The organism is Streptomyces sp. NPDC048182 (assembly GCF_043202555.1).
GTDB lineage: Bacteria > Actinomycetota > Actinomycetes > Streptomycetales > Streptomycetaceae > Streptomyces.
Window position 1 is genome coordinate 417,093 of sequence record NZ_JBIDAQ010000003.1, and the last position, 17,987, is coordinate 435,079.

General features: G+C 74.1%; 20 protein-coding genes. 9 read left to right on the forward strand and 11 right to left on the reverse strand.

Annotated elements, in window-relative coordinates:
• Window positions 1-4 precede the first annotated feature (4 nt).
• From ACGFZL_RS08020 to ACGFZL_RS08030, 3 genes are all read left to right on the forward strand, one after another.
• Complete coding sequence (locus ACGFZL_RS08020; protein WP_393690201.1) at window positions 5-1,282, forward strand: thymidine phosphorylase; 1,278 nt, start codon at window positions 5-7, stop codon at window positions 1,280-1,282.
• A gap of 96 nt (window positions 1,283-1,378) precedes the next feature.
• The gene (locus ACGFZL_RS08025) at window positions 1,379-1,963 is read left to right on the forward strand and encodes a Uma2 family endonuclease (RefSeq protein ID WP_393690076.1); all 585 of its coding nucleotides are present in this window, start codon (window positions 1,379-1,381) and stop codon (window positions 1,961-1,963) included.
• 43 nt (window positions 1,964-2,006) lie between these two features.
• Complete coding sequence (locus ACGFZL_RS08030) at window positions 2,007-2,363, forward strand: STAS domain-containing protein (protein ID WP_393690077.1); 357 nt, start codon at window positions 2,007-2,009, stop codon at window positions 2,361-2,363.
• Here ACGFZL_RS08030 and ACGFZL_RS08035 read toward each other — a convergent pair.
• Entirely contained in the window at window positions 2,247-3,260 is a 1,014-nt protein-coding gene (locus ACGFZL_RS08035; protein WP_393690078.1) for a sigma-70 family RNA polymerase sigma factor, read from the reverse strand. The two genes, ACGFZL_RS08030 and ACGFZL_RS08035, sit on opposite strands and share 117 nt — an antisense overlap.
• A gap of 126 nt (window positions 3,261-3,386) precedes the next feature.
• Window positions 3,387-4,676 (reverse strand): MFS transporter, encoded by a 1,290-nt coding sequence (locus ACGFZL_RS08040; protein ID WP_393690079.1) that lies wholly within the window; start codon window positions 4,674-4,676, stop codon window positions 3,387-3,389.
• A 63-nt stretch (window positions 4,677-4,739) separates the two neighbouring features.
• On the opposite strand from ACGFZL_RS08040, the gene ACGFZL_RS08045 reads away from it, so the two are divergent.
• Window positions 4,740-5,690, forward strand: a complete 951-nt coding sequence (locus ACGFZL_RS08045) for a LysR family transcriptional regulator (protein ID WP_393690080.1) — start codon at window positions 4,740-4,742, stop codon at window positions 5,688-5,690.
• Window positions 5,691-5,904: 214 nt separating this feature from the next.
• Here ACGFZL_RS08045 and ACGFZL_RS08050 read toward each other — a convergent pair whose 3' ends face one another.
• On the reverse strand, window positions 5,905-6,783 hold the full coding sequence (locus ACGFZL_RS08050) for an alpha/beta fold hydrolase (protein WP_393690081.1): 879 nt from the start codon (window positions 6,781-6,783) through the stop codon (window positions 5,905-5,907).
• A 74-nt stretch (window positions 6,784-6,857) separates the two neighbouring features.
• Complete coding sequence (locus ACGFZL_RS08055; RefSeq protein WP_393690082.1) at window positions 6,858-6,983, reverse strand: hypothetical protein; 126 nt, start codon at window positions 6,981-6,983, stop codon at window positions 6,858-6,860.
• An 84-nt stretch (window positions 6,984-7,067) separates the two neighbouring features.
• Here ACGFZL_RS08055 and ACGFZL_RS08060 point away from each other — a divergent pair, with 84 nt between their 5' ends.
• Window positions 7,068-8,984: a BTAD domain-containing putative transcriptional regulator gene (locus ACGFZL_RS08060; protein WP_393690083.1), complete on the forward strand. Its 1,917-nt coding sequence runs from the start codon at window positions 7,068-7,070 to the stop codon at window positions 8,982-8,984.
• 61 nt (window positions 8,985-9,045) lie between these two features.
• Here the strand turns inward: ACGFZL_RS08060 and ACGFZL_RS08065 are convergent, their stop codons facing one another.
• Complete coding sequence (locus ACGFZL_RS08065) at window positions 9,046-9,807, reverse strand: alpha/beta hydrolase (RefSeq protein ID WP_393690084.1); 762 nt, start codon at window positions 9,805-9,807, stop codon at window positions 9,046-9,048.
• 158 nt (window positions 9,808-9,965) lie between these two features.
• On the opposite strand from ACGFZL_RS08065, the gene ACGFZL_RS08070 reads away from it, so the two are divergent.
• Window positions 9,966-11,144 (forward strand): adenosine deaminase, encoded by a 1,179-nt coding sequence (locus ACGFZL_RS08070; RefSeq protein ID WP_393690085.1) that lies wholly within the window; start codon window positions 9,966-9,968, stop codon window positions 11,142-11,144.
• Window positions 11,145-11,296: 152 nt separating this feature from the next.
• Complete coding sequence (locus ACGFZL_RS08075; protein WP_355174593.1) at window positions 11,297-11,665, forward strand: ATP-binding protein; 369 nt, start codon at window positions 11,297-11,299, stop codon at window positions 11,663-11,665.
• A gap of 55 nt (window positions 11,666-11,720) precedes the next feature.
• On the opposite strand, the gene ACGFZL_RS08080 is transcribed toward ACGFZL_RS08075, so the two are convergent.
• The 5 genes from ACGFZL_RS08080 to afsQ1 form a co-directional block, all read right to left on the reverse strand.
• Window positions 11,721-11,924: a PspC domain-containing protein gene (locus ACGFZL_RS08080; RefSeq protein ID WP_007444212.1), complete on the reverse strand. Its 204-nt coding sequence runs from the start codon at window positions 11,922-11,924 to the stop codon at window positions 11,721-11,723.
• Between the two features lie 99 nt (window positions 11,925-12,023).
• Window positions 12,024-12,575 (reverse strand): VanZ family protein, encoded by a 552-nt coding sequence (locus ACGFZL_RS08085; protein ID WP_355174591.1) that lies wholly within the window; start codon window positions 12,573-12,575, stop codon window positions 12,024-12,026.
• A gap of 166 nt (window positions 12,576-12,741) precedes the next feature.
• Window positions 12,742-13,350: a hypothetical protein gene (locus ACGFZL_RS08090; RefSeq protein WP_393690086.1), complete on the reverse strand. Its 609-nt coding sequence runs from the start codon at window positions 13,348-13,350 to the stop codon at window positions 12,742-12,744.
• Entirely contained in the window at window positions 13,347-14,966 is a 1,620-nt protein-coding gene (locus tag ACGFZL_RS08095; protein ID WP_393690087.1) for an ATP-binding protein, read from the reverse strand. Before ACGFZL_RS08095 ends, ACGFZL_RS08090 begins: the two co-directional genes overlap by 4 nt.
• Window positions 14,963-15,640: a two-component system response regulator AfsQ1 gene (gene afsQ1, locus ACGFZL_RS08100; RefSeq protein WP_355174585.1), complete on the reverse strand. Its 678-nt coding sequence runs from the start codon at window positions 15,638-15,640 to the stop codon at window positions 14,963-14,965. Before afsQ1 ends, ACGFZL_RS08095 begins: the two co-directional genes overlap by 4 nt.
• A gap of 211 nt (window positions 15,641-15,851) precedes the next feature.
• Here afsQ1 and ACGFZL_RS08105 point away from each other — a divergent pair, with 211 nt between their 5' ends.
• On the forward strand, window positions 15,852-16,550 hold the full coding sequence (locus ACGFZL_RS08105; RefSeq protein ID WP_355174583.1) for a SigE family RNA polymerase sigma factor: 699 nt from the start codon (window positions 15,852-15,854) through the stop codon (window positions 16,548-16,550).
• A gap of 215 nt (window positions 16,551-16,765) precedes the next feature.
• On the opposite strand, the gene ACGFZL_RS08110 is transcribed toward ACGFZL_RS08105, so the two are convergent.
• Entirely contained in the window at window positions 16,766-17,404 is a 639-nt protein-coding gene (locus ACGFZL_RS08110; protein WP_393690088.1) for a uridine kinase, read from the reverse strand.
• Between the two features lie 178 nt (window positions 17,405-17,582).
• Here ACGFZL_RS08110 and ACGFZL_RS08115 point away from each other — a divergent pair, with 178 nt between their 5' ends.
• Window positions 17,583-17,981, forward strand: coding sequence for a hypothetical protein (locus tag ACGFZL_RS08115; RefSeq protein WP_355174579.1), 399 nt, complete (start codon window positions 17,583-17,585; stop codon window positions 17,979-17,981).
• Window positions 17,982-17,987: the final 6 nt, after the last annotated feature.

Here is a 17,987-nt window from a genome sequence, read left to right on the forward strand (position 1 = left end):
GGCCATGGACGTCATCTCCGTCATCCGCACCAAGCGGGACCGCGGCGAGCTCAGCGACAGCCAGATCGACTGGGTCATCGACGCGTACACCCGCGGGGAGGTGGCCGACGAGCAGATGTCGGCGCTCGCGATGGCCATCCTGCTCAACGGCATGAACCGCCGGGAGATCGCCCGCTGGACGGCCGCGATGATCGCCTCGGGCGAGCGCATGGACTTCTCGTCGCTGTCCCGCCCGACCGCCGACAAGCACTCCACCGGCGGCGTCGGCGACAAGATCACCCTGCCGCTGGCCCCGCTCGTCGCGGCCTGCGGCGCGGCTGTCCCGCAGCTCTCCGGGCGCGGCCTCGGCCACACCGGCGGCACGCTGGACAAGCTGGAGTCGATCCCCGGCTGGCGGGCGCTGCTCTCCAACGAGGAGATGCTCTCCGTCCTGGACGGGACGGGCGCGGTGATCTGCGCGGCCGGCGACGGCCTCGCCCCGGCCGACAAGAAGCTCTACGCGCTGCGTGACGTCACCGGCACGGTCGAGGCGATCCCGCTGATCGCCTCTTCGATCATGTCCAAGAAGATCGCCGAGGGCACGGGCTCGCTCGTCCTGGACGTGAAGGTGGGCAGCGGAGCCTTCATGAAGACCATCGAGGACGCCCGCGAGCTGGCCTCCACGATGGTCGGCCTGGGCACGGACCACGGCGTGAAGACGGTCGCCCTCCTCACCGACATGTCGACCCCGCTCGGCCTGACCGCCGGCAACGCCCTGGAGGTCCGCGAGTCGGTCGAGGTCCTGGCCGGCGGCGGCCCCGCGGACGTCGTGGACCTCAGCCTCGCCCTGGCCCGCGAGATGCTCGACGCGGCCGGCCTCCCGGACGCCGACCCGGCCAAGGCGCTGGCCGACGGCTCCGCGATGGACGTCTGGCGCCGCATGATCGCCTCCCAGGGCGGCGACCCGGACGCCGCCCTGCCCACCTCGAAGGAGCAGCACGTGGTGAAGGCCGCCTCGTCCGGCGTCCTGACCCGCCTCGACGCCTACGACATCGGCGTCGCCGCCTGGCGCCTCGGCGCGGGCCGCGCCCGCAAGGAGGACCCGGTGCAGGCCGGCGCGGGCATCGAACTCCACGCCAAGCCCGGCGACCCCGTGACCGCCGGCCAGCCCCTCCTCACCCTCCACACCGACACCCCCGACCGCTTCCCCTACGCCCTCGAAGCCCTGTCGACCTCCCACGACATCGCCCCGACCGGCACGCCGTTCACGCCGACGCCGGTGGTGCGGGAACGTATCGCCTGACCTGCGGTTTCCTCATTCGGGTGAACGGGACCGGTGGACCTCCACCGGTCCCGTTCGGCATGCTGGGATCGGTGACGCACCGATAGGAGAACCGCCATGAGCGCACTCACCGTCAGCCACGACCCGGGCCAGAGCTGGGACGATCTTGTCCGGCTCTGGGAGGAGATGGAGTGGCCGGAGGGCAGCAAGGTGGAGATCATCGAGGGGATCATCACCGTGTCACCCACGCCCGCACTGCCCCACAATGACATCGCTGAGCGCATTCAGCGTCGCCTGTACTCGGTGATTCCCGATGATCTGGGGATCTACCAGACGCTGTCGATCGCCGTTCCGTCCCGCCTGGGTATGCTCACCCCAGATCTGTTGGTGACGCCACGCCGCAGGAATCCCGAGGCGTGGTCCCACATCCCGGCCGGCCTCGCCGAACTGGTCGTGGAGATCACCTCGAAGTCCAACGCACGCCACGACCGGGTCAGCAAGCCCGCCGCCTACGCCACCGCCGGCATCCCGTACTACCTCCTGGTCGACCGCTGGGCCCCCGGCGGCCCCACCGTGACCCTCTACGGCGAGCCCCAGGGCGAGGTCTACCGCGTCCTGAGCGCCGTCAAGTTCGGCGACCCCCTCACCCTGCCGAAGCCCTTCGACGTCACGCTCGACACCAGCGAGTTCCCGGTCGTCTGATCCGCCACCGATGAGTTAGCCCCCGGCTCCCCGTCTACCGCACGTGGACGCCAAGACACCACCCGCCGTGCTCGTGCTGCCGGGGCCCGTCTCCCGAGGGGAGGTGCCCCGGCTGTGTGGTGAGGTGGGGGCGCTGCTGGCTCGTGCCCGGGGCGGGGTGGTGATCTGCGACGTGGGCGGGCTCGGGCCGCCCGGGCTGCGGCACGTGGAACTGCTGGCGCGGTTGCAGCTCACCGCCCGGCGGGCCGGGGGGCGGATACGGCTGCGGGACGCCGATCCCGCGCTATACGCCCTCCTCGACCTGGTCGGGCTCCGCTTCGAGGCGGAGGGGGAGGTCGAAGAGCGGGAACCAGCGCTCGGTGTCGAGGAAGAAGTGGAACCCGGTGATGCGGCCGTCTGAGATCTCCAGGACCTGCACCGCCCACGGCATGAAGCCGCCGTTCTCCGGGTCCGGCTTGTAGTGCGCGAAGGCCGGCAGCCCGTTGGCCCGCACCGGCACCAGCCGGGAGTCGGCGCAGGCGGAGCCGAAGGTGGTCATGAAGCCGGTGATGTCGGCCGTGCCGGTCAGCCACAGGTCGAGCGGCGGCATCGTCATGATCGCGTCCTCGTGGAGGAGCGCCGTCAGGGCCGCCATGTCGTAGCCCTCGAAGGCCGCCACATACCGCTCCAGGAGCTTCTGCTGCTCCTCGTCCAGCGGGTCGGACACCGCGGCGTCACCGGCTCTGTCCTTGCGCTCGGCGAGCGTGGCCCGGGCGCGCTGGAGCGCGCTGTTGACCGAGGCGACCGAGGTGCCGAGCAGCTCGGCGACCTCGCTGGCCCGCCAGGCCAGCACCTCGCGCAGGATCAGCACCGCCCGCTGCTTGGGCGGCAGGTCCTGCAGCGCGGCCATGAAGGCGAGCCGCACCGACTCCTTCGCGACCGCCGCCTCCGCCGGGTCGTCGGTCGTCGGCAGCACCCGCGCGTCCGGCACCGGCTCCAGCCAGGTGTGGTCCGGGCGCGGGGAGAGGGCGGCCTGCGCCAGCGGCGTGGACTCCGTCAGGTCCATCGGACGGGCCCGCTTGTTGCCCGCCGACAGCATGTCCAGGCAGACGTTGGTCGCGATGCGGTACAGCCACGAGCGCAGGCTGGAGCGGCCCTCGAACTTCTCGTAGCTCCGCCAGGCCCGCACCAGGGTGTCCTGCACCGCGTCCTCGGCCTCGAAGGAGGAGCCGAGCATCCGGTAGCAGTACCCCGTCAGCTCGACGCGGTGCTTCTCCAGCGCCGCGTCCAGCTCCAGCGTCGCGGTTCCCTCGGTCATCGTCGCCCACCCACCCCAAGTGCCTTCGACGTGCGCGCCGTCGCGCCTCGCACTTCGGAAGCTACCGCAGCCCACTGACAACGGCCTGCGGAGTGGGGGAACGTGCAGGTCAGGGCGGTCGGGGAGTCAAGCGGTGACGGGGTTCCCGGCCGTCGCCCGGCGGGCCGCCAGCGTGCCGCACACCGTCAGCGTGACGACGCCGGCCACCGCGAGGAGCCCCACCCCGACCGTGCCGTTCCAGCCCACCGCGTGGAAGGCGGTCGCGCCGACCGTGCTGCCGACGCTGGAGCCGATGTAGTACGCCGACTGGTACAGCGCGCCGGCCTGCGCGCGGCCGTGGGTCGCGGTCTTGCTCACCGCCGACGACGCCACCGCGTGCCCGGCGAAGAAGCCCGCCGTGATGAGGACCAGGCCGAGCAGGACCAGGGGCAGGGAGGGGGCCATCGACAGCAGCAGGCCCGCCGCCGTGGTGCCGCCGCCCAGGTAGAGCGCGCCCCGCCGGCCGAGCCGGCCCACCAGGCGGCCCGCCGCCGACGCGGAGACCGTGCCGACCAGGTAGACCAGGAAGATCGAGCCGATGATGCCCTGCGGCAGGGAGAACGGCGCGTCGGTCAGGCGGTAGCCGATCACCGTGTAGACGCCGCCGAAGACCGTCATGAACAGCGCGCCGATCGCGTACAGCCGGCGCAGCAGCGGGTCGGCCAGGTGGTCGCGGACCGTGCCGAGCAGCACGCGCGGGCGCAGCGAGCCGGGTCGGAAGTTCCGCGGCGCCGGGAGCAGCAGCCGGAAGGCCACCGCGCACGCCACCGCCACCGCGCCGATCACGCCGACGGCGACCCGCCAGCCCCACTCCTGCGCGACCCAGCCGGTGATGACCCGGCCGCTCATCCCGCCGACGCTGTTGCCCGCCACGAACAGCCCGATCGCGGTGACCAGCGCCTTCGGCGAGACCTCCTCCGCGAGGTACGCCGTCGCCGAGGCCGGAAGGCCGGCCAGCGCCGCGCCCTGCACCGCGCGCAGCGCGACCAGCGCCGGCAGCGAGGGGGCGAAGGGCACCAGGAGGCCGACGGTCACCGCGACGGCCAGCGCGGCCGTCATGACCGTACGCCGCCCGAAGCGCTCCGACAGCGCGCTCATCGGCAGCACGAACACCGCGAGCCCGCCGGTCGCGGCGGCCACCGTCCAGGACGCGTCGCCCGCCGTGACGCCCATGTCCGCCGAGATCAGCGGCAGCAGCGCCTGCGTCGCGTACAGCAGCGCGAAGGTGGCGACGCCGGCCAGGAAGAGGGCGAGGCTCATCCGGCGGTAGCCGGGCCCGCCGGGGACCATCCGGGGGTCGGCAGGGGGAGCGGAGGGGGAGACGGACGGGGTGGCGGCGCCCACGGTGGTGGACGCCCCGGTATCAGCGGGAGTCATACTCGGACCGTAAGGAGCACGCGACTCATCCGTCCAATGCACGGACTCGCCATAATCGTTCCCATGGTGCATCAGTACAGCTCACCGCGTCGGCTGTCACCGACCGGTGACACAGAAGACATCGTCGCGCTGCTCGCCCCGCGCCTCGCGTACTTCGCCGGCGTCGCCCGCACCGAGCACGTGACGCGGGCCGCGCAGGAGATGAACGTCCCGCAGTCCACCCTCTCCCGCGCCCTGGTCCGCCTGGAGGCCGACCTCGGCGTCGACCTGTTCGTACGCCGTGGCCGCACCCTCGCCCTCACCCCGGCCGGGCGCACCTTCCTCGGTTCCGTCGAACGCGCCCTCGCCGAGGTCGAGCGCGCCGCCGACGAGGTCCGCGCGGACGCCGACCCGGCCACCGGCAAGGTCGCCTTCGGCTTCCTGCACACCATGGGCGCCGAGACCGTGCCGGGCCTGCTGCACGCCTTCCGCGCCGACCACCCCCGGGTCCGCTTCAGCCTGGTCCAGAACTACGGCGAGGCGATGCTCGAGCGGCTGCGCGCCGGCGAGCTGGACCTCTGCCTGACCTCCCCGGTGCCCGACGCCCCCGACCTGGTCGCCCGGCGCCTGGACGAGCAGAAGCTCCGCCTCGTCGTCCCCGCCGAGCATCGCCTCGCCGGGCGCCGGCGGATCCGGCTGGCCGAGGCCGCGGAGGAGAACTTCGTGACCCTGGAGCCCGGTTACGGCCTGCGCCGCATCACCGACGACCTGTGCCGCGAGGCCGGCTTCCGACCCCGGGTGGCCTTCGAGGGCGAGGAGGCGGAGACGCTGCGCGGCCTGGTCGCGGCGGGCCTCGGCGTCGCCCTGCTGCCCCCGCCGGCCGTGCCCCGCCCCGGCGTCGCGGAACTGACGGTCACCGCGCCGCGGGCGGCCCGCGAGATCGGCGTCGCGTGGCTCGCGGGGCGGACGGACACGCCGCCGGTCGCGGCGTTCAAGAAGTTCCTGCTCTCCCGCCGGGGCCATCTGCTCCCCTAGGGCGTGTCCGCAAAGTCTCGCCTGCCTGGCGACGCCCGGCACGCTCCCCCAAGCTCTTCGAGCAGGGGGGACCCCCACTCGCCGCACCGGCCGAACACCCGCGTACAACCAGCACGCGGGCGTCCGTCCGGCACGCCGAGAGCACGCACCGGACGCCGCCAGGCCCGCCCTACGGGCGGACGACGCGACTTTGCGGACACGCCCTAGGGGGCGCTCAGCGGGCCAGCAGGTCCCGGACGGCCGCCGCGATCTCGTCGGGCGCCTCCTCGGCCATGAAGTGCCCCGCCCGGGTCAGCCGGTGGTCCAGGTCGGGCGCCCAGGCCCGCCACACCCCGGCGGCGTCGTAGCCGAGCCGGGCGCCCCAGTCCTGCTGGACGACGGTCACGGGCATGGCCAGCTGCGACCCCGCGTCCAGGTCGGCCTGGTCGTGCTCGACGTCGATGCCGGCCGAGGCCCGGTAGTCCGCGACGATCGACGGCACCGCCGCGGCGCTCGCCCGCAGGTACGCGGCGCGCACCTCCGCCGGCATCGCGGCCGGGTCGGCGGCCCAGGCGTCCAGGAACGAGCCGAAGAACGCGTCCGCGCTGTTCGCGATCATCGTCTCCGGCAGGCCCGGCGGCTGGGCCATCAGGAAGAGGTGATAGCCGACGGCCGCCGGGACGCCGTGCAGCACGTGCCACATGTCGAGGGTCGGCACGACGTCGAGGATGCCCAGGTGGGTGACGGTCTCCGGGTGGTCGAGGCCGGCCCGGAAGGCGACCAGGGCGCCCCGGTCGTGCCCGACGAGGGCGAAGCGCTCGTGCCCGAGCGCTGCCGCCAGGGCGATGACGTCGGCGGCCATCGTGCGCTTGGCGTACGTCTCCGGGCCGGTGGCGGCCGGCTTGTCGCTGGCGCCGTAGCCGCGCAGGTCGGGACAGATCACCGTGTGCTCGGCGGCGAGCCGCGCGGCGACGTGGCGCCACATCAGGTGTGTCTGGGGGAAGCCGTGCAGCAGCACGACGGGGGTACCGCTTCCCCCGACGGCGGCGGCGAGCCGCACGCCGTCCGCACCGGGCAGGTGGACCTGGTCGAAGCCGGGGATGGTGGGCGTCATGAGGGACCGTCCTTACGGGTCGGGGGCCGTTCTTACGGGTCGGGGGCCGACCGGACCAGCGTGGGCGACGCCGATCAGCAGCCGATCAGTACGGCCGGCCTGCGGCACGCAGGATGAGGGGCACGCGGGTCGAGGTGGTCGGCGCGGTGGGTGCCCTTGGCGGCGACGGTGGACTGGTCGAGCTGGGTGGGCGCCGCCACCGGGCGGCCTTCGCTCGGCTCGTCCTCACCTCACCGATCAGCACGGCTGGCCGCGACCGGCCCCCGCCGCGCAGGATGAGGCGCATGCAGATCGACGTGCTCGGCGCGGTGCGTGCCCGCCGCGACGACGGCGGCCCGGTCGACCTGGGCGGGCCGCGTCACCGCGAGGTTCTCGCCCGGCTCGTCGCCGCCGAGGGGCGCATGGTCTCCACCGACACCCTGGTCGACGACCTGTGGGCCGATCCGCCGGCCCGCGCCGTGGGTGCGCTGCGGACATTCGTCGCCGCGCTGCGCCGCGCCCTCGAACCCGACCGGGCGCCCCGCACCCCGCCGCGCGTCCTCGTCACCGAGGGCACCGGCTACGCGCTGCGCCTGCCGCGCGAGGAGGTGGACGTCCACCGCTTCGAGGACGCCCTGGCCCGGGCCCGCCGTCACCCCGAGGCGGTGACCGGCCTCGGCGCGGCGCTCGCCGCCTGGCGCGGTCCCGCCTACGCCGACCTGCCCGACGCGGCCTGGGCGGGGCGCGAGCGGACCCGGCTGGAGGAGCTGCGTCTCGAGGCGGTGGAGCTGCGCGCGCGCATCCTCCTCGACTCCGGTGAGGGGGCCGATCTCGTCGCCGGCCTCGGCGCCCATGTCGCCGAGCACCCGTGGCGCGAGCCCGCCTGGGCGCTGCTGGCCCGCGCGCTGCACCGGGCGGGCCGCCGGGCCGACGCGCTGGCCACCCTGCGCCGGGCCCGCGCGATGCTGGTCGACCAGCTCGGACTCGATCCCGGTGCCGAACTGAGCAAGCTGGAGACGGACATCCTCACCGGGTCCGCCGCCGCCGCGAGTACCTCATGGACCGGCCCCGGCATCCGGCTGGGCCCGCGCACCACCGTGGACCTGGCCCGCACCCTCGCCCTGGCGGGCGGCGACGCCCTGATCCACTCCCGGCGTGACCGCCTCGCCGCGATCCGGGCGGCGGAGCGCACCGGAGACCTCTCCCTGACCGCCCGGATCATCGGCGCCTACGACGTCCCCGCCCTCTGGAGCCGGGCCGACGATCCCGAGCAGTCCCGCGCCGTCGTCGCGGCTGCCGAGCGCACGCTCACCGCGCTCGGTCCCGGCGCCCCCGCCGACCTGCGCGCCCGCCTCCTGGCCACGGTCGCCGTGGAGAGCCGCAGCGCCGACCTGTCCGGGACCGAGCCGGACCGTGCGCGGGAGGCGGCCCGGCAGGCCGAGGCGCTGGCCCGCGACCTCGCCGACCCCGCCCTGCTGGCCTTCGCCCTCAACGGCGTGTTCCTGCAGTCCTTCACCCGCCCCGGCCTCGCGGCGACCCGGGACCGGACCGGCCGGGAGATCCTCGACCTGGCCACCCGGCACGGCCTGCCGCACTTCGCCGTGCTCGGCCGGCTCATCCGCCTGCAGTCCGCCTCGGCCCTCGGCGACCTCGACGCCGCGACCGCGCACGCCGACGCGGCCGACCATCTCGCCGCCACCACCGAGGCGCCCCTCGTCCCCGTCCTCACCGCGTGGTTCCGGGCCCGGGCCACCGCCGCCCGCGGTACCGAGCCCGGCGGCCCGAGCGCGGCCACCGCCGCGGCCCGGTACCGCGCCGCCGAGGACGCCCTGCGGACGGCCGGCATGCCGGGGCTGCACCGCGGCCTGTTCCCGCTCGCCCTTCTGGGCCTGCGCCTGCTGCACGACCGCCCCGCGCCCACCGACCCGCACCTCGACTGGGGCCCGTACCGCCCCTGGGCGCGCCCCCTCGTCCTCCTCGCCCAGGACCGGACCGAGGAGGCCCGCACCGCCCTCACCGTGCTGCCCGCACCCCCGCACGACCACATGCAGGAGGCCCTGTGGTGCCTGGCCGCCCACGCCGCCGCGCGCCTCGGCGACATCGAGACGGCGGCCCGAGCCGTGGCCGCCCTGCGCCCCGCCGCCGCGGAACACGCCGGTGCCGCCGGCGGGATGCTGACCCTGGGCCCGGTGGCGCGGTACCTGTCGGAGGCGACGGCCTGACCGGCCGTACGGTCTCACCGGCCAAACGGTCTCACCGGCCGTACGGTCTCACCGCCGCGGCTCACTTCCGCAGGGAACTCCCGAACCCCACCGCCAGCGGCATCCGCAGCCCCAGCGGCGGCGGCGCGGCCAGGGCGTCCTCCAGGGGACGGGCGTAGGGATGGCCGAAGAGGGCGCCGAGCACGAAGTCCTCCGTCAGAGCGGCGACCTCGTCGCGGTAGCTCCGCAGGCCGTGCCCGTCGGAGTGCACCTCGAACCGGCACACCTCCCGGTTGGCCTTCTTCGCCCGCGCGGCCAGCCGGAAGGACAACTCCGGGTCGCTGCGCCCGTCCTTCGTGCCGTGCACGATCAGCACCGGGCGCCCGGCGAGCTGCTTGACCGGCTCGGGTTCGGCGGCCCGGTCCTCGTCCGGCAGCCAGGGCGCCAGCGCCACGACCGCGCCCACCGCCTCGTGCCCCCCGGCCCGCAGCGCCGCCCGCCCGCCCATGCCGACGCCGGCCAGGCACACCGGCACGTCGCCATAGCGCCGCACGGCCTCCTCGACGGCCCAGGCGGCGTCGTGGGCGAGCTGCGCCCGGGCGCCGTTCCAGCCCCGGCAGCGGTAGTGCACGACGTGCGCGGCCAGGCCCTCCTCCCGCCCCGCCCGCACCAGGCCGCGCCCCAGCGCCCGCACCGACGCGGCGGCCCGCAGCGGCGAGGGCCTGCGCTCGGACACCTCGTCCCCACCGGGCAGCAGCAGCACCACACCGCCCACCGCCGCACCCGGCGCCCCGAGCCCCCGCCCCAGCCGTGCCTCACGCAGCGGCGTCGCTTGCTGTGCCATGACAGAACATTCTCAGAAGCGAGGGTGTACGCCACCTGTCCGCGCAATCACCGTTACATATCGGCGCACCTGTACACCCGGCCCCGGCACCGCACCGGAACCGCCCCGGTGGTGCGCCGTGCAACGCCCTCTACGCGCGTAGGAGTTACAGTGCCACGATGACGACGACCCACAGCACGGCGACGACGACCGTACGACCCCCCGCCCCCACCCCGGAGCAGATCCGCCGGGCCCCGAAGGTGCTGCTGCACGACCACCTCGACGGCGGCCTGCGCCCCGCCACGGTCGTCGAACTCGCCCGCGCCACCGGCTACACCGCCCTGCCCGAGACCGACCCCGAGCGGCTCGGGGCGTGGTTCCGGGAGGCCGCCGACTCCGGGTCGCTGGAGCGGTATCTGGAGACGTTCGCGCACACCGTCGGCGTGATGCAGACCCGCGACGCCCTGGTGCGGGTCGCCGCCGAGTGCGCCGAGGACCTCGCCGCCGACGGCGTGGTCTACGCCGAGGTGCGCTACGCGCCCGAGCAGCACCTGGAGGGCGGGCTCAGCCTTCAGGAGGTCGTGGAGGCGGTGAACGAGGGCTTCCGGGAGGGCGAGCGGCGGGCCCGGGAGGCCGGGCACCGCATCCGCGTCGGCGCGCTGCTCACCGCCATGCGGCACGCCGCCCGCGCCCTGGAGATCGCCGAACTGGCCAACCGCAACCGGGACTCGGGCGTCGTCGGCTTCGACATCGCCGGCGCGGAGGCGGGCCACCCGCCGACCCGGCACCTGGACGCCTTCGAGTACCTCAAGCGCGAGAACAACCACTTCACCATCCATGCCGGCGAGGCATTCGGGCTGCCCTCCATCTGGCAGGCGCTCCAGTGGTGCGGCGCCGACCGGCTCGGCCACGGGGTGCGGATCATCGACGACATCGAGGTCCGGGCGGACGGCACCGTCGCGCTCGGCCGGCTCGCCGCGTACGTGCGGGACAAGCGGATCCCGTTGGAGCTGTGCCCCAGCTCCAACCTCCAGACCGGCGCCGCCGACTCCTACACCGAGCACCCCATCGGACTGCTGCGCCGACTGCACTTCCGGGCCACCGTCAACACGGACAACCGGCTGATGTCCCACACCACGATGACCCGGGAATTCGAGCACCTGGTCGACGCGTTCGGTTACACGCTCGACGACATCCAGTGGTTCTCCGTCAATGCGATGAAATCAGCGTTCATTCCTTTCGATGAACGACTGGCCATGATCAATGACGTGATCAAGCCCGGGTTCGCGGAGTTGAAGGCCGCGTGGCTGTTCCAGGACCCCGCTCCCACCAGCGCTTACGCGTCGAACAGGGGATGAGCGGGAGCGGACGGTAATACGAGATACGCGGGCGGGCGTGCATCCTCCGTCCGCATTTCGGTGTTTGCCGCGGGTGGCGCGGGATGTTTACGGTCAAGCACCCCGCATTTCCCGACATCCCATCCCCACACCCCGTCTCGAGGACGCATTTCATGAAGCAGTCTGCTGTCAGGACCCTCGGTGTCGCCGCCCTCGGCGCCGCCTTCGCCGCCGCCGGTGCCGGCGCGGCCGACGCGGCCCCGGCCCTCCCGGACGCCGCCTCGACGGTGGACGGGGTCGCCCGCATGCTCCCCGCTGAGACCGTCTCCCAGGTGGCGCCGGGCACCGGGCACACCCTGGAGGCCGGCCGTCGCGTCAGCAACACCGGCCTGAAGGCCGCGCAGCCGGTCCTCGAGCAGATCGTCGACCAGCAGCTCTCGCAGGGCCCGACCAAGCCGGTCGCCGGCCTCCTCGGCGGCCTGCCGACCAAGGGCCTGCCCACCAAGGGCCTCCCGGTGAACGGCCTGCCGCTGGGCGGCTGAGCCCCGGCACGGCAGGGCCCCCGCGACGGACCGTCGCGGGGGCCCTGCCGTCGGGTCACCAGGCCGTGCGGGCGGCCTTCTCCTCCGACGGCAGCAGGATCCACAGCGCCAGGTAGAGCAGGAACTGCGGCCCCGGCAGCAGGCAGGAGACCACGAAGATCACCCGCATCGTGCCGGCCGAGGTGCCGAAGCGACGGGCCAGCGCGGCGCACACGCCGCCGATCATGCGACCGTGGGTGGGACGGGCGAGGCGGGACATCGCAGCTCCTTGGTGGTCTCGGTGGGGCGCTCTTCCTTCTTCCGGCTGCCCCTTCATCCACCGTCCACGCTACGCAGACGAACGGGACGAAGCGTCGCTCTACGGGGCGATACCGACCCTGGGAATCGTCGGGGTCCGCCCCTGAGCGGGCTCCTCCCGCAGCACCCCCTCGGCGCCGCCCCGCTCCTCCCCGCGGCGCAGCCGCGCCCGCACCGCGGGGACGACCGCGAGGTGCGCGAGGGCCACGCCCAGGGTGTTCAGCAGCACCGAGTCCACGTCGACGACCTGCCCCGGCACACCGGTCTGGAGCAACTCGATGCCGAGCGACAGCAGCGCGCCCGCGGCGGTGGTCCGCAGCAGCGACCCCGCCGTGGAGACGACCGCCCTGCCCCCCGCCATCGGCAGCAGCACCCCGAGCGGCGCGAGCAGCCCCAGGGCCCCACCCAACGCCCGCACCGCCGCCGGCCAGCTCAGGGCGAGGTCGGCGCGTATCCCGTCCAGGGGGTGCACATTGGCGGGCAGGATCCAGGGGACGTCCAGGGGACGCAGCGTGTACCAGGCGACGAACAGGAGATGTGCGACGAGGAGGACACCCCCCGTCACCCGAACCCGGAGCACGACGCCACCGCCGACGAACCCTTTGCGCTGCACGCCCCCCTAGACGCCACCCCCGGCACGGGCGGTTCCGGCGGGGCGTCTACCCGCATGAGTCCTGCGCCACACCTCCCCGGTCGGGTGGCTCGTCAGGAGTGAAGCGCCCTCGGAGTCCGACACCGTCCACAACGGTCAGGGGCCCAGGGGCGCCTCTGGAAGTGCCTCACCCCGCCCCCGCCACCCCGCTGGACGGCGGCTCCTTCGTGCCCGGGCGGGTGCGGACCTCGTCCGTGCAGGTGTAGCGGCGGGGGTGGGTGTCGGCGGGGCCGGCCAGGACGACCGAGCCGTCTACCTCGGCGGCGGCCGAGTCGGCGAAGGTGCAGACGACCTGGGCGAGGGCGTAGGAGGTGAGGTCGCCGGGGGCGGTGGAGAGGCGCAGGGTGTCCGCCGGGTCGCCGCGGCGCGGGCCGGTGACCGTCGTGCCGCCGCGGAGGTCGGTCGTGTAGCCGGCCTCCTTCTCCGCGGCCGAGGGCGGTGACGCGAGGACGTCCAGGAGGCCCTGGGCCACCAGGACGCGGCGCTCGGAGTCGGCCGCGCCGTCCGGGACGCGGACCGTGCGGTCCACCGCGACCAGCGACGAGCCGCAGAGCAGGAAGACCTGCACGGGGAGGCCCGGTGAGGCGGCCGGGGTGGCGTCGCGGTCGCTCAGGGTGCAGCGGACCCGGGACGGGGCGGGGCCGTAGTCCGTGGGGACCTCGGTGGCGCGGATGCCGCAGCCGGTGAGCAGCGCGGCGAGTACCGGGAGCGCCAGGAGGCGGCGGGGCGCGGTCATCCGGGCTGTCCCTTCGCGTCGTCCGGGCTCCCGGAGCCGGCGTCGTCGTCGTCCTCCGTCGGCGGGGACGTGTCCTGCGGCAGGCGCAGGGTGAACACCGCGCCGCTCTCCGGGGAGTTGGCCGCGGTGATCTCGCCGCCGTGGATGTGGGCGTTCTCCAGCGCGATGGAGAGGCCGAGGCCGCTGCCCTCGGAGCGCGGGCGGGAGGCGCTGGCCTTGTAGAAGCGGTCGAAGACGTGCGGCAGGACGTCCTCGGGGATGCCGGGCCCGTGGTCGCGCACCCGGATGACCACCGCGTCGTCCGCCCGCGTCACCGACACCCGCACCGGCGAGCCGCCGTGCTTGAGGGCGTTGCCGATCAGGTTGGCCAGGATGACGTCCAGGCGGCGCGGATCGAGGCGGGCGTGGATGCCGCGCTCGGCGTCCAGGTCGACGGCATCCAGCCAGGCGCGGGCGTCGATGCAGGCGGTGATCTGGTCGGCCACGTCGACGTCGTCCAGGACCAGGCGGGCGGTGCCCGCGTCGAAGCGGGTCACCTCCATCAGGTTCTCCACCAGGTCGTTCAGGCGCCGCGTCTCGCTGACCACCAGGCGCACGGCCGGCTCGATCATCGGGTCGATGCTGCCGCTCTCGAACTCCAGCTCCTCCTCCAACACCTCCGTCACCGCCGTGATGGCGGTCAGCGGGGTGCGCAGCTCGTGGCTCATGTCGGCCACGAAGCGCCGGGACGCCTGCTCCCGGCCCGCCATGTCCGCGACCCGCTTCTCCAGCGCCTCGGCGGCACTGTTGAACGTCCGTGACAGGTCGGCCAGTTCGTCGGTGCCGGAGACCCGCAGCCGGGTGTCGAGGCGGCCCTCGCCGAGGTGCCGTGCGGCGACGCCGAGCCGGTGCACCGGCTTGAGCACGGTCGTCGCCAGCGCCTGCGCGAGCAGCGCGGAGCCGATCAGGGCCAGCGCGGTGGCGATCCCCAGCGACCAGGCCAGGGAGTCCAGGTCCTTGGCCTCCGGCTCCAGGGACTTCAGGAGGTACCCGGTGGGCCCGCCGCCGATCACTCGGGTGCCGGCCACCAGGTAGGGGGTGTCGCCGTCGGTGATCCGCTGCCAGTAGAGGTGGTAGGCGTACTCGTTGGCCGAGGTGACCTTCTGCTCCTTGTCCACCGCCTCGCGCAGCGAGGCCGGCACGTCGCTGAGCGCGAAGCCGCCGAGCCCGCCCGAACTGCCGTAGACGGCCTGCCCGTCGGCGTTGCGGGACACGAGCAGCACCCCGAAGCGCTGGCTGCTGTTCGCCATCTGCCCGGCCGTGTGCTGGAGTTCGTCCTGCGTGGGGTGCTCGGGCAGCGCGCCCGCCCGGTAGCGCATCTCCTGCTCGAAGTCGCGCAGCACCGCGTCCTGGGCGCGGGTGAGCACCGCCTCGCGGTTCAGCCAGTACGCGATCCCGGACGCCGACACGGCGGCGGTCAGCGCCACCAGGCCGAAGACGACGACCAGCCGCAGCCGCAGGCTGGTCAGCCGGACCCGCGACCAGACCCCCTTGCGCCGCGCGGACCAGCCCCGCGGGCCCCCCGAGCCGTCCGGCCCTCCCGGCTGAGCCGGGTCCCCCTGGTGTTCCTCTGTCACTGAGGCGGGTCCAGCCGGTAGCCGACGCCTCGCACGGTACGGATCAGGGTCGGGGAGGACGGCACGTCCTCCACCTTGGCGCGCAGCCGCTGCACACAGGCGTCCACCAGGCGGGAGTCGCCCAGGTAGTCGTGCTCCCACACCAGGCGCAGCAACTGCTGCCGGGACAGCGCCTGTCCGGGCCGCCGGCTCAGCTCCAGGAGCAGCCGCAGCTCGGTCGGGGTGAGCTGGAGGTCCTCGCCGTTCTTGGTGACGGTCATCGCCGAGCGGTCGATGACCACGCTGCCGAAGCTCGCCGAGTCGCTGGACTCCCGCTCCCCGCGCCGCAGCACGGCCCGGATGCGGGCGTCGAGCACCCGCCCCTGCACCGGCTTCACCACGTAGTCGTCGGCGCCCGACTCCAGGCCGACCACCACGTCGATGTCGTCGTTGCGCGCGGTCAGCAGGATGATCGGCAGCTGGTCGGTGCGCCGGATGCGCCGGCAGACCTCGAAACCGTCGATGCCGGGCAGCATCACGTCCAGCACGATCAGGTCGGGGCGCTGCTCGCGCAGCAGCTTCAGACCGTCCTCACCACTGGCAGCGGTGGCCACCCGGTGGCCCTGGCGCGTCAGGGAGAGCTCCAGGGCCGTACGGATGGCGTCGTCGTCCTCGATCAGCAACAGGGAAGGCACGCGCTCATTCTGGCCCATGGCGCGCCCGGCTTCGACCCATGGGGGCGACCGACCGTCCCGGCCGGGAGCGACGGGGCCCTGTGACAGCCCTGTGACAGTCGGCGGACACCGCGATGAAGTCGCCCCGGCAGGCTTTTCGGCACGGGCAGAGCAGCACCGCCCCGCACCACAGCAGGTTGTACGACCGGAACTCCACGACGGGGGGCGCGAGATGAACACGCTGCACGGCATCAGGACCAGCGCAGTGGTCACGCGTCTGCACGACGTCAACCGGCGGGGGGCCGCTCGCGGCGCCGGGCGTCAGCACACCACCGCGATCATGACGGTGGTCGACGCGGAGCACGGGGGAAGCGCGCACAGGGAGGCAGAGGGGGAGCGCCGCTCCCTGACGGAGGCGGAGTTCACCGCCTACGTCCAGGAGCGCCGCGCCTCCCTGTACGCCACCGCCTACCACCTCACCGGCGACCGCTACGAGGCCGAGGACCTGCTGCAGAGCGCGCTGTTCTCGACCTACCGGGCGTGGGACCGGATCACCGACAAGGCGGCCGTCGGCGGCTATCTGCGCCGCACCATGACCAACCTGCACATCAGCGCCTGGCGGCGCCGCAAGCTCAACGAGTACCCGACCGAGGAGCTGCCGGAGACGGCCGGCGACACGGACGCCATGCGCGGCACCGAGCTGCGCACCGTCCTGTGGCAGGCGCTCGCCCGCCTTCCCGAGCTGCAGCGCACCATGCTGGTCCTGCGCTACTACGAGGGCCGCACGGACCCGGAGATCGCGGACATCCTCAACATCAGCGTCGGCACCGTGAAGTCCAGCATCTGGCGCTCGCTGCGCCGGCTGCGCGACGACGAGGTCCTGAGCTTCGGCCGGGACCAGGAGGACGCCTTCGGCGAACTGGTCGCCTGAAGGCTCACCAAAGATGTGAGAACCCGGGGTGTATCAGGGGGCGGGGCCCGGGCTCTTACTCACGGGGGAAGCACCACGGGGGGTGGGGACCTCCCGAGGGGACGGGGGTCCTCGCGGGGGAGATACGGGGGGACACGGGGGAGCACAAAGAGGAGCGGGACCGGAGGGCCGGGGGGTCCGTCCGGTCCCGCTCCTCCACGTGTGCGGGGGACCCGCTAAGCCGCCGTACGCGCCGACGGCGCCCGGCGTCCCGCCGCCGCGGCGGCCAGCCGGCCCATCGCCTCGTCGCGGTCGCAGGCGTGGGCGCCCAGCGCCGTCTGGCGGGCGACGATCGACCGCTCCTGGCGCATCAGCCGCCAGCCGCGGCGCAGCAGGAACGGCACCGACTTGCGCCCCTCCCGCAGGTCCCGCAGGAACCGGCGCCGGAAGGTGGTCACCGGGCCCCGGCTCAGGCACAGCGCGTCGGCCAGCACGCCCAGCTCCCGGCAGCGCGCCACGATCTCGGCGGCGAAGATGCCCTCGGCGAGGAACAGCGGGGTGCGCCCGATGTCCACCTGGTCGGCGCCGGTGATGGCGCTGAGCGAGAGGTCGTAGACCGGGACGCTCGTGCGGCCCGTCGCGCACAGCTCGGCGATCGCCCTGACGGCCGCCTCCGCGTCCCAGGACCCCGGATGGTCCCAGTCGATGTCGGAACTCCCCGCCACCAGCGGCAGCGTCGGGTCGTCGCCCTCCTTGTAGAAGTCGTCGAGCCGCAGCACGGGCAGCCCGGAGGCGGCGGCGAGGAGGGACTTGCCGGAGCCGGAGGGGCCGCAGAGCAGCACGACTCGCGTCGGTATGGGCGGTTGGGAGCTCACGGGAGACCAGTCTGGCGCATGGCGGGGTGCCGTACGACCCCGCGGGTCGGCTTTGAAGCGCGCGTCACATCTCAACTACGCTGCGCGTCGAACCGATTACCCTACGCGGTACTACCGAAGCAGTCTGCAGCACTCTCAAGCACTGCGAAGCACTCCGAAGCACGAGGTGGCTCGAACGATGGCCCGACACGCGACCCCCCGCACCCCGAACGCCCAGCGCGCCCTGGTCGTCCTCGCCACCGCCGGCGTCGCCCTGGCGGCGGGCACGGCGGCGGCCTCCGCCGACGACCTGCTGGGCGGCGTCGCCCACACCCGCCCGACCTCGCTGGGCAACATCGACCCGCAGGCCGGCCTCCAGGCCCTCACCGGCACCGTCGGCTACGTCACCGGGCCGGTCTCCGACCTCAAGCCCAACCCGCTGGCCGGCACCGGCGTCGACCCGCTGGACAACGGCGTCGGCACCCAGTTCGGCGGCTTCAAGCCGCTCACCTCGACCGCGCTGACCGGCCCGGTCGCCCAGGCCCAGTCGCTGGGCGGGATCCCGCTGGTGGGGGACGCGGCACGGATGCTCCGCTGACGCCCC

What these genes read in the sequence shown, in the direction of transcription:
- ACGFZL_RS08090 (WP_393690086.1), bottom strand. Translation starts at nt 13,350, where the DNA reads ATGACCGCGCCCCGCCGCCTCCTGGCGCTCCCGGTACTCGCCGCGCTG.
- ACGFZL_RS08060 (WP_393690083.1), top strand. Translation starts at nt 7,068, where the DNA reads ATGCAGATCGACGTGCTCGGCGCGGTGCGTGCCCGCCGCGACGACGGC.
- ACGFZL_RS08025 (WP_393690076.1), top strand. Translation starts at nt 1,379, where the DNA reads ATGAGCGCACTCACCGTCAGCCACGACCCGGGCCAGAGCTGGGACGAT.
- ACGFZL_RS08115 (WP_355174579.1), top strand. Translation starts at nt 17,583, where the DNA reads ATGGCCCGACACGCGACCCCCCGCACCCCGAACGCCCAGCGCGCCCTG.
- ACGFZL_RS08105 (WP_355174583.1), top strand. Translation starts at nt 15,852, where the DNA reads ATGAACACGCTGCACGGCATCAGGACCAGCGCAGTGGTCACGCGTCTG.
- ACGFZL_RS08050 (WP_393690081.1), bottom strand. Translation starts at nt 6,783, where the DNA reads ATGACGCCCACCATCCCCGGCTTCGACCAGGTCCACCTGCCCGGTGCG.
- ACGFZL_RS08045 (WP_393690080.1), top strand. Translation starts at nt 4,740, where the DNA reads ATGGTGCATCAGTACAGCTCACCGCGTCGGCTGTCACCGACCGGTGAC.
- ACGFZL_RS08020 (WP_393690201.1), top strand. Translation starts at nt 5, where the DNA reads ATGGACGTCATCTCCGTCATCCGCACCAAGCGGGACCGCGGCGAGCTC.
- ACGFZL_RS08075 (WP_355174593.1), top strand. Translation starts at nt 11,297, where the DNA reads ATGAAGCAGTCTGCTGTCAGGACCCTCGGTGTCGCCGCCCTCGGCGCC.
- ACGFZL_RS08070 (WP_393690085.1), top strand. Translation starts at nt 9,966, where the DNA reads ATGACGACGACCCACAGCACGGCGACGACGACCGTACGACCCCCCGCC.
- ACGFZL_RS08035 (WP_393690078.1), bottom strand. Translation starts at nt 3,260, where the DNA reads ATGACCGAGGGAACCGCGACGCTGGAGCTGGACGCGGCGCTGGAGAAG.
- ACGFZL_RS08040 (WP_393690079.1), bottom strand. Translation starts at nt 4,676, where the DNA reads ATGACTCCCGCTGATACCGGGGCGTCCACCACCGTGGGCGCCGCCACC.
- ACGFZL_RS08065 (WP_393690084.1), bottom strand. Translation starts at nt 9,807, where the DNA reads ATGGCACAGCAAGCGACGCCGCTGCGTGAGGCACGGCTGGGGCGGGGG.
- ACGFZL_RS08080 (WP_007444212.1), bottom strand. Translation starts at nt 11,924, where the DNA reads ATGTCCCGCCTCGCCCGTCCCACCCACGGTCGCATGATCGGCGGCGTG.